The 10,835-nt window shown below is 39.5% G+C and carries 7 protein-coding genes; all 7 read left to right on the top strand.

Going from position 1 to position 10,835, the window contains the following annotated elements; translation table 11 throughout:
• A partial coding sequence (locus P9L98_02505; protein ID MDP8216178.1) for a hypothetical protein occupies positions 1–936 on the top strand: 936 nt, incomplete at its 5' end.
• 81 nt (positions 937–1,017) lie between these two features.
• Positions 1,018–2,745 carry a DNA polymerase/3'-5' exonuclease PolX gene (gene polX / locus P9L98_02500; protein ID MDP8216177.1) on the top strand — a complete coding sequence of 576 codons (1,728 nt, stop codon included), beginning with the start codon at positions 1,018–1,020 and terminating at the stop codon, positions 2,743–2,745.
• 148 nt (positions 2,746–2,893) lie between these two features.
• Entirely contained in the window at positions 2,894–6,379 is a 3,486-nt protein-coding gene (locus tag P9L98_02495; protein MDP8216176.1) for a ribonucleotide reductase N-terminal alpha domain-containing protein, read from the top strand.
• Between the two features lie 12 nt (positions 6,380–6,391).
• Entirely contained in the window at positions 6,392–6,940 is a 549-nt protein-coding gene (gene dcd / locus P9L98_02490) for a dCTP deaminase (GenBank protein MDP8216175.1), read from the top strand.
• Positions 6,941–7,041: 101 nt separating this feature from the next.
• The gene (locus P9L98_02485) at positions 7,042–7,497 is read left to right on the top strand and encodes a PTS sugar transporter subunit IIA (GenBank protein ID MDP8216174.1); all 456 of its coding nucleotides are present in this window, start codon (positions 7,042–7,044) and stop codon (positions 7,495–7,497) included.
• A gap of 10 nt (positions 7,498–7,507) precedes the next feature.
• Positions 7,508–9,907 (top strand): DUF3536 domain-containing protein, encoded by a 2,400-nt coding sequence (locus tag P9L98_02480; GenBank protein ID MDP8216173.1) that lies wholly within the window; start codon positions 7,508–7,510, stop codon positions 9,905–9,907.
• Positions 9,908–9,942: 35 nt separating this feature from the next.
• A complete protein-coding gene (locus P9L98_02475) occupies positions 9,943–10,815 on the top strand; it encodes a methylenetetrahydrofolate reductase (GenBank protein ID MDP8216172.1) in 873 nt (290 codons plus the stop codon).
• Positions 10,816–10,835: the final 20 nt, after the last annotated feature.

Below are 10,835 nucleotides of genomic sequence, written 5' to 3'. Positions count from 1 at the left end.
CTGGGGACTTTCTTGAGCGGTCTTTTACCAGCAAGTGGTCCTGAAAGATCGGTTGATACTGTAGTTGCATTAGGAGCCGCTGCAACTGAACCTATCTCGGATTCTATAATGACTTCTGGAGACCTTGATGTAAATGGGCATTTTGGTAGATCCGGGGCAGACTATAGTGATGATACAATGAGCACAGAGAGCCTTGCGGTCAATACACCATCAGCAAGTCCGAAACCTCTACCAGTATCTATACCTGCTGTAGCTACTGATCAATTACTTGGATCATACGGCAATACTACTATTGGCGTAGATAGCATAGCCAACAATCCCTTGGTTGCTAGCTTAAAAGTAGCAGGGAATATTGATGGGTATAGCAGTAATTTATATTTCGGTGTGATTGGTGTGAATTTAGATATTAAAAAGATTAATGCTTTTGATAACATTTATAGCATGGGAAGCATAGATGGTAGAGCTGTTCTTGCAGCAGTAGATTTAATTATTAAAAATAATTATCCTGAAGATTCAAAACAAGTAACCGAGCTTTATGCGTTTTTTGATTCTACCCAAAACAATAGCATCAATACTTCTTATGTTTTATCCGGTAATCTAAATTTTTTTAATGTCTATTCAACTCTTAATATACAGAACTCTATATCTAATTTTATCAACTTCTTACTCGGGGATATAAAAGAATCAACAAGGCTTGTTGATACAGAGTTAGATGTTAATAATAAGATTACTTTTGATTCACCCGGCGCAATTATCAAGGATATACTTGAGAAGCTCAATCCTAAAAAGACAGAAGAGACTGCTAAACTTAGACTCGCAATGCCTAAGAAGATAAGACTTAGCCACTTTGTTATGCTTTTCTTTTCGTTGCTTATATTCTCTTGCAGTCTTGGTTATTCTGCAGGGATGTACCATATAAAATCTCGTAAGATTTAATTCTTTTCCTTTATATATAGTAATACAGAGAAATCTTTTAATCCGTTTGTCCTTTGGTTCTATTCTCTATATAATATCTCTGTGAAAAACAGAGAGATTGCAGATATCTTTAACAAAATTGCAGATATCTTAGAGATAAAAGATGCAAATCTCTTCCGTATTCGCGCCTACCGCAGGGCTGCAGCTAGCCTAGAATCTTTACCCCATGATTTAGATAAGTTAGTCGAAGAGGATAGGCTGACTGAAATAACAGGTGTGGGTAAGGATTTGTCTGAAAAGATAAAAGAGTATTATAGAGACGGTGAGATTGGCTATCTTAGTGATTTATTAGATGAGGTACCTAAAGAGCTTCTTCTTATGCTTAAGATCCCGGGCCTTGGCCCAAAGAAAGTAAAGCTGTTCTATCAAAAGCTGGATATTACCTCAATTGCCCAGTTAGAGAGAGCGGCTAAAGAGGGTAAGTTAAGAGAGTTGCCAAGCATAAAAGGGAAGACAGAAGAGAATATTATTAAAGGGATTGAGTTTATTAGGAGAGGAAACGAGAGAATGCTTTTAGGCTTGGCCCTGCCCTTAGCTGAAAGTATAATCTCTGAGCTTAAGAAATTAAAAGAGGTTAAGAGGGTAAGTATTGCCGGTAGTTTAAGAAGGATGCGTGATACTATAGGCGATATCGATATACTTATTGGGTCAAATAAACCCGCTAAGATAATGGATAGATTTAGTGAGCTGGATATTGTAAAGAGAGTTATCCTAAAGGGCGAGACCAAAACCAGCATATTGACTGAAGGTGATACCCAGGTGGATTTAAGAGTGGTTGGTGAAGACTCTTTTGGAGCAGCTCTGCAGTATTTTAGCGGTTCTAAGAGTCACAATATACATCTAAGGCAGATTGCTCAAAGAAAAGGCCTTAAGATAAATGAGTACGGGGTCTTTAAAGTTAAAGATGATAAGAAAATTGCATCTAAAGATGAAGAGGATATTTATAAAACATTGGGCATGAGTTTTATTCCCCCTGAACTGAGAGAAGATAGGGGAGAGATTGAGCGGGCCTTAGAGGGTAGGCTGCCTGAGTTGATAGAGAGAAAAGATATAAAAGGGGATTTACATATTCATTCAGATTTTAGCGACGGCAGGGTCTCTCTGGAAGAAGTTATAGAGACTGGCTATAGAAAAGGCTATAAATATATAGCAGTGACCGATCACTCTAAATCTTTAGGGGTTGCTCATGGACTAAGCGAAGAGAGATTGCTTGAACAGATTCAGAAAATAAGAGAGATAGAGAAGAGATATAAAAATTTTAAGGTATTAACCGGTACAGAGATGGATATAAAAGCAGATGGAAGTTTAGATTGGAATAGAGATATTTTAGAGAAGCTTGATATTGTGATAGCTGCGGTACATGCAGGGTTTAGGCAATCAAAAGAGAAGATGACAGAACGTATTCTCTCTGCTATAGAATCAGGCTGGGTCGATATCATAGCACATCCTTCCGGGAGGCTGCTTGGCGAGAGAGAGCCTTATGAAGTTGATTGGGATATTATTTTTAAAGCCGCGGCAAAACATAAAGTTGCACTAGAGATTAATTCACATATTCTGCGGTTAGACTTAACAGACATAAATGTTTTTCGAGCAAAGGAACAGGGAGTCTTAATTTCAATAAATACAGATGCTCATTCTAAGGAACATTTTGATATGATAAAATACGGAGTATCTGTTGGAAAGCGCGGTTGGCTTAGTAAGAGAGATGTGATAAACTGTCTCAGTTACAGTAAGCTGAAAAAGTTTCTGGAGCAGCGGAAAAAGATTTAATCTCTATTTTTTTGAGGGGGCAGAGCCCTTTATTTTAGCAGTTTAGATTATGTTGATATATGTGCATAAATACCAGATATAGTATTTTATTCTTGACACAATACTACAGGTTGTATTACCTTTGATTCCTATGAGAAAGGAGGCTTCTATGTCGGTTGCTCTTACCCAGAATGCTCTAAAGGTTCTTGAGAGAAGGTATCTAACTAAAAATTCAGACGGTCAAGTTGTTGAAACCCCTGAAAAGATGTTTGAAAGAGTAGCTGAATACATCGCATCTGCCGATAAAAATTACGCTAAGTCCGATAGAGAAGTAGAGGCTACAGAGACCTCCTTCTACGATATGATGTCCAGCCTTGAGTTTATGCCTAACTCTCCAACTTTAATGAATGCCGGCAGGCCTTTAGCTCAGCTCAGTGCCTGCTTTGTGCTCCCCATAGATGATTCTATAAACTCTATATTTGAAACGCTTAAAGCTGCTGCTTTAATACATCAAAGCGGCGGCGGAACTGGTTTTGATTTCTCGCGCTTACGTCCCAAAAATAGCCGGGTATGTTCCACCGATGGAGTCTCATCCGGTCCAATATCTTTTATGAAGGTTTATAATGCAGCGACTCAGGAGATAAAACAGGGCGGAAGAAGGCGGGGGGCAAATATGGGGATACTGCGAGTCGACCATCCTGAGATTATGGAGTTTATAACAGCGAAGGATAATAACAAAGAGATTACCAATTTTAATATCTCTATTGCGATTACCGATGAGTTTATGAAAGCATTAGAAGAGGGGGGTGAATATGAGTTAAGAGATCCCCGTGACGGAAGAGTTACCCAGAAATTAAAAGCAGAGGAAGTCTTTGATTTAATTGTCAAGCAGGCCTGGAAGAACGGTGAACCCGGCATAGTATTTATAGATAAAATAAATGAAGATAACCCTACTCCAAATATAGGCAGGATTGAGTCCACCAATCCATGCGTAGATGGAGATACTCTTGTCTCAACTGAAAAAGGATTGGTAAGAATTAAAGATATTGCCTTTTCTTATCCTCAGGGCGGAATTAATATTCTAAACGATGAAGTTGTTTTAGAGACTCACGGTGAAGGGAACCTAATGCTTAAAACCAGAAGAAAATGTAGTTTAAATAGAATTTCAAAAGCTTTTAGGTCCGGAGTAAAGCCTGTCTATAAAATAAGTACCGAATCCGGATATGAGTTAGTTGCTACAGCAGACCATAAGATTTATACTCAGGACGGCTGGGTTGAGATAGGAGACCTTAAGCCGGACTATCATAAAGTTTATATACAGCTTCAGGAGGGGCAATTTAGTTCGGAGTTTAATTTGCCTTTTGAAATCAAAGATGAATACAAGGGATGTAATGGCAGGACGTATAAATTTAACTTTCCTAAAAAGTGGAGCAAAGAACTGGGCGAAGCCATTGGCTGGATAGTAGGCGATGGCTGGGTAATTGAAGAAGGTAAGGATTGCAGAATAGGTTTAACTTTCGGAAAAGAAGATATAGATGTTCTGGAATATCTAAAGCAGGTTTTAAATGGTTATTACGGCGAGGATATAAAAGAGGTAAAAAGAAAGGAGAGTGTTTATCATCTCTCTTATCACAGCAAATATTTCGTTGATTTTTTCAAGAGTTTAGATATTAGGGCATTAAAAGCAGAGCACAAAAAAGTACCTGAACCGATATTTACCGCTCCCAGGCAGGCGGTTATCGGATTTTTAAGGGGACTGTTTGGTGCAGACGGAACTGTTGCATATAACCATTCAAATAGCATGAGATATGCAAGGCTGACCTCTAAGTCATTGAGGCTGATAAAGGAAGTACAGGTTCTTCTTTTAAACTTAGGCATTAAGTCTAGAGTATATGACCGGAGCAGAGCGGAGAGATACGGATTTAAATATCTAAACAAAAATGGAGAAGAGAAGCAGTATTTATTAGATGGTAAACTGTATGAACTTAATATTTCGCGTAAGAGCTTAAAGATTTTCTTAGACAAAGTAGGATTCATAGGCAGAAAGCATCAGGATTTAGTTAGCGAGCTGATGGCCTTAGATTACTATGCTGATAAATATGAAGAGAATGTTAAGAGGATAGAATACGTTGGTGAGAGAGAGGTCTATGATTTAACAGAGCCTTTTACACATTCTTTTATTGCTAATGGAATTGTAATCTCAAATTGCGGCGAACAGCCGCTTTTACCTTATGAGTCTTGTAATTTGGGAAGTATCAACCTTTCCAGAATGATCAAAGAAGAGAATGGAGAGGCAGCAATAGATTGGGAGAGACTGAGGGTAACTGCCCATCGCGGAGTCCATTTCTTAGATAATGTTATAGATAAGAATCAATTCCCTCTTCCCGAGATTGAAAAACAGACAAAACGTACACGTAAGATAGGGCTCGGTGTTATGGGTTGGGCTGATATGCTGATTAAGCTCGGCATAGGTTATAACTCTGATGATGCAGTTAGTTTAGCTAAAGAGGTAATGGGATTTATTTTAAATGAGGCCATGGTGAGGTCCCAGGAACTTGCTGCAGAGAGAGGAGTATTTCTTGCTTACGAAGGAAGCGTTTGGGATAAGAAGGGAATCAAAATGAGGAATGCAACTCTTACTACGATAGCTCCTACAGGAACGATAAGTATTATATCAGATTGCTCATCAGGTATCGAACCGCTCTTTGCTTTGGTCTATACAAGGCATGTCATGGATAACGACAGGTTGCTGAAGGTAAATCCTGAGTTTGAAAAAGTTTCACAAGAGAGAGGGTTTTATTCAGAGAAACTGATAAAGGATATTGCAGTTAATGGAGGCTGTGCTCACTTTGATAATATCCCGGACGAGACTAAGAAGATATTTGTCACGGCGCACGATGTAAAGCCGGAGTGGCATATCAGGATGCAGGCTGCTTTCCAGAAGTTTGTACATAATGCGACATCGAAGACGGTGAACTTTCCTAATGCTGCTACTCTGGATGACGTAAGAGATTCATACCTGCTTGCATATAAGCTGGGTTGTAAAGGAGCAACTATCTATAGGGATAAGAGCCGCGAAGAGCAGGTTATAAATATAGGAGATACAACATCTGAATCTGGAATAAAAGAGATTCCGGATAATATGCAGGTTGTCTTTAAGCCTCGTCCCCGCCCAAAGGTTTTAAGGGGAACAACTACGAATGCATTAACAGGATGCGGAACTCTATATGTAACTATTAACGAAGATGAGGAAGGAAATATCTTTGAGGTCTTTATGCAGATGGGTAAATCCGGAGGCTGTGCTGCATCTCAGCTTGAAGCTATAGGGCGGTTGATATCGACATCGATAAGAGCCGGGGTCGACCCCGAAGCTATAATAAAACAGCTTAAAGGTATAAGATGTCCATCTCCGTCCTGGGAGAAAGGCGGTACAAGAATATTCTCCTGTGCTGATGCTATAGCCAGGGTGGTTGAAGACAGGATAAGAGAGAAAGAGGTCCAGAAAAAGATTGAAGGGGTAGAAGAGGTTAAGGTTAAGATTCCTGTAGTAGTTAAGGGTAAGAATGTTGTGGGTGTCTGTCCTGATTGCGGAAACGCTCTTATCCATGAAGAGGGATGCCTTAAGTGTATGAGCTGCGGATACTCTAAGTGTTAAAAGAGGTATTTTATGCTTAAATCGGATAGATGGATAGTTGATCAGGTAAAGAGTAGCCGCATGATTGAACCTTTCTCGGAGTCTCAGATAAGAGAAGGTATAAGCTTCGGTACTTCAAGCTATGGTTATGATTTTAGGTTAAGTGATGAGTTTAAAGTTTTAAAACCGTCTTTTAAAGATACAGTAGACCCTAAAAATTTCCCCAAGGATTCTTTCCAAGACATAAGGGCTGATCTTTTAACAATTCCGGCAAGGAGTTTTATTCTGGGAAAATCTCTGGAGTATTTTCGGATTCCACGTAATATCTTGACGGTATGCTTTGGAAAATCATCCTATGCCCGCTGCGGTATAATGATAAACGTTACTCCTTTTGAACCGGAATGGGAAGGCTATGCCACGCTCTCTATAATCAATGCTTCTCAGAATGATGTTAAAATCTATGCTCAGGAAGGTATAGCTCAGCTGCTTTTTCTTGAGGCGGACGAGGCGTGTATGGTTTCATATCAAGATAAGAGAGGGAAGTACCAGGCTCAAAAAGAGATAACCCTGCCTAAAATCTAAATCTTTTTAAATCTTTTAAAGCTTTTAAGCTTGACAGTCACTGAATATAGATTAACATGTTGTGTTAATATACAGATTGTCATTACGGGAGGCGGTAAGATATGAAAATAAGTGAACTCTTAAGCCAAGACCTTATAAAGTTGGATATAGAGTCTAAAGATAAAAGAGAGGCTGTTAAAGAGGTGGTAGATCTAATGCAGGATTGTGGTCAGATTGAGGATTTGGATTCATTTTTGAACGATGTATATGCCAGGGAAAAATTAGGTTCTACCGGGATAGGCGAAGGGATTGCTCTGCCTCATGCCAGGAGTAAAGGGGTTAAACAGCTTATCATATCTTTTGGAAGGTCGCTCTCCGGGGTTGATTTTGACGCTCTGGACGCTAACCCTGTCCATCTTATCTTCTTGATAGGTACCCCCCAGGATGATGTGGGTAATTACCTCAAAACTCTTGCTCAATTGAGCAGGCTGCTTAAGAAAGAGTACTTCAGGAGAAAGCTTCTTTCGGCTGATTCCAAAGAAGAGGTATTGAATATATTCAAAGAAGCTGAAGAATAGCTCTATTTAAATGAGTAAATTTTTTGTCCTTCACGGGCATTTCTATCAACCTCCTAGAGAAGATCCTTGGTGGATGAATCTATCCCGTCAGGATTCTGCTTATCCTATCCATGACTGGAATGAGAAGATTTACTGGGAGTGTTATCTTCCCAATGCAACCGCCAGGATATTCGATAGAGACGGCAAGATAATCCAGATAATAAATAATTACTCCTACATAAATTTTGATTTTGGACCTACCTTGCTTCTCTGGTTAAGAGAGAAGCATCCTCAATTTATAGATTTTATAAAAGAGGCTGATCTAAAAAGCAGGGAGATAAACGGCGGCCATGGTAATGCCGTAGCTCAGCCTTATAATCATATGATTATGCCTCTGGCTAGTGAGAGGGACAAAGATACTCAGCTCTGTTGGGGGCTTAAGTTCTTTGAGCATATCTTTAATCGTAAGAGTGAAGGAATTTGGCTGCCTGAGACAGCCTGTAACTATGCTACGCTTAAATGTCTTAAGAGATACAACATCAAATATGTAATCTTAGCTCCTAACCAAGCAGCTAAAGTCAGAAAGATTAGTAAGAGGCAATGGCAGGATGTTTCAGACGGTTCTGTAAACGTAGGGGTACCTTACAGGCTATTTCTGGGACAGGATAAGACCGAATTTATAGATTGCTTCTTCTATCAAGGTGATATCTCTCATGCAATATCTTTTCAGCATATAATGCATAGTGCTCAATCTTGTGCTGGGAGGATCTCATCTTCTTACGGCGCAGATAACCTGGTCTCCATTGCAACAGATGGAGAGACTTTCGGGCACCACCATCCTTTTAGCGAGATGTGCTTGGCTTATCTTATGAAGTATGAACTATCTTCAGAAGGAATCGAGACTCTTAATTACGGAAATTTTTTAGAGAAAAACCCTCCGGAATATGAAGCTTTAATAAAAGAAGGGGAGGATGGATTGGGTACCTCCTGGAGCTGTTCTCATGGCGTCAGGCGCTGGTACGATGATTGCGGGTGCAGAACAGTGGATAGACCCGGGTGGAACCAGAGCTGGAGAAAACCTTTAAGAGCCGCTCTAGATTGGCTTAGAGATGAGATAGACAAAATATTTATTGCTCAAGGTGAAGAGGTTTTAAATAACCCCTGGGAAGCTAGGAATGATTTTATTCAGGTAGTTATAGAACCCTCTGATAATGTTATAAATAGGTTTATAGATAAGCATTGTAAAGATAGAGAGAGCGTGTCCAAAGCCTTCAAATTGCTTGAGATGGAACATATGAGAATGCTTTACTATACAAGCTGCGGCTGGTTCTTTGACGAAATATCCGGTATTGAGTCTGTACAGAATTTAAGATATGCGGCCAGGGCGATGCAGCTGGCCAGGGAGGAATCAGGGGTTGATTTAGAACAGAGATTTTTAGAGAAGCTGCAGTTAGCCAAGAGTAATTTAGATAAGTTTGGTAATGGTAAGGTTATCTATGAGAGACTTGTGAGACCTCAGATCCAGAGCTGGGATAATTATTTATCCAGCTACCTTATAAAGAACTCTTTTTTTAACGACAAAGGCGATTTTTATAAGTTTAAGATAGAGAGAGATAATGAGCAGAAGATTACCCAAGGAGATGATAAACTGGAATTTGGGTCTATTACTATAAAAGATAGAATCTCTCTGGATGAGGTTAAAAAGATATATGTTCTGCTTAAAGAGAGAGAAAATGAGAGGGAGTGTTTTTTAAGAGATTTTGAAGAAGAGGTATATAAAGAGATAGAAGAGAGGTTTCAGGATGGGGTCTGGATATCAGATAAAAGGCGGCTGAAAGAGATGCTCAACCATTTCTTCCCCGGCGGCTGTTATAAGAGTAAGGATACCTATCCCGAAGAGCAGGAGAGAATATTAGAGCATATTTTTAGGGCCAAAAGAGAGAAGATATTTAATGTTTTGGGAGATATCTGGGATAATAATGTAGAGCTGATGGAAGAGTATAGAGATGTAGGTCTATTGCTGCCTTATGAGATGCACCTTTTAGGGGCAAGTATCGTCCATAATCAGATCAAAGAGAGTCTGACTCTCTTTAAAAGCAGCCGGGATTTTAAGGCTATAGAAGATCTTAAGAGGTTATTTTCAAAGATAGATAAGATGCGTTTTGAGATGGATATGGATGAAGTCAGCAGGATGGCTGCAGAGATAGCCTCTGAGATATCAGAAGAGGTTTTAAGGGACCCTCTCTCAGGGAGTGCAGCTGTATTAAGGAGGTTTCATCAGGAGATGCTCAACTTAAAGATTGACTATTATAGATACATTGTACAGAATAATATAGCAACTCTTATTAGAAGTAATTTCGAACTGACTCCCGAGCTTAAAGAGTTGGCCGGCGTTTATGATATCAATTGGGAGAGGCTGGATAAAAATTAGTTTTTCAAATTCAGATCTTTGTCTTGGAGAAAACAATGAGTAAATTAAGAGAATCTTTAAAAAAAGGTAACTATGTTGTTACTGCTGAAGTAGCTCCGCCTAAGGGTGTCAATATCTCTGGAATAAGGAGAGAGGCAGATATCTATAGAGGTTCTGTTGATGCGGTAAATATTACCGACAACCAGAGCTCTATTATGAAGGCTTCGCCGCTTGCAATAGCCAAAGTTCTCATGGAGAGCGGAGTTGAGCCGATATATCAGATAACAACAAGAGATAGAAATAGGGTTGCTATACAGTCTGAATTACTTGGGGCTTCTATTCTGGGTGTTAAGAATGTGCTTGCTCTTACAGGTGATGCAATTGAAAATGGAGACCATCCTCAGGCTAAAGCCGTCTTTGATATTGATTCTGTTCAGCTCTTGGATATAACAGCCGGATTAAATAAGGGGGTTGATTCTTCAGGCAATAAACTAAACGAGCCTACAGATTTCTTTATAGGAGCAGCCTCTTTCCCGGAGGCCTCACCTGTTGAACTTGAATTTGTTAAGACAGAGAAGAAGATTAAAGCAGGTGCTAGATTCTTACAGTCCCAGGCTGTCTATAGCGTTGATAAGTTCAAGAGTTTTTATAAGGAGATAAGAGATCTTGATGCCTATCTTTTAGCAGGTATCATAGTCCTTAAGTCAGCCAAGATGGCAGAGTATATGAATAAATATGTAAGCGGGGTCAGTGTTCCTGAAGAGATAATAGCCGAGCTTAAAGCGGCTAAAGATGAAGTTGAAAAAGGTATTGAGATAGCGGCTAGATTAATAGTAGAGTTGAAACAATTTTCCCACGGTGTTCATATTATGACACTAGGTAAGGCTGAATCAGTTCCAAGAATATTGGAACGAGCCGATTTAATATAACAGAGCTTTGGAGGCAGAAC

The sequence above is a fragment of the Candidatus Kaelpia imicola genome (genome assembly GCA_030765505.1).
In the GTDB taxonomy this organism is placed as follows: Bacteria; Omnitrophota; Gorgyraeia; order Kaelpiales; family Kaelpiaceae; genus Kaelpia; species Kaelpia imicola.
Note: the sequence above shows the minus strand (reverse complement) of the source record. Positions and strands in the feature narration are given on the sequence as shown.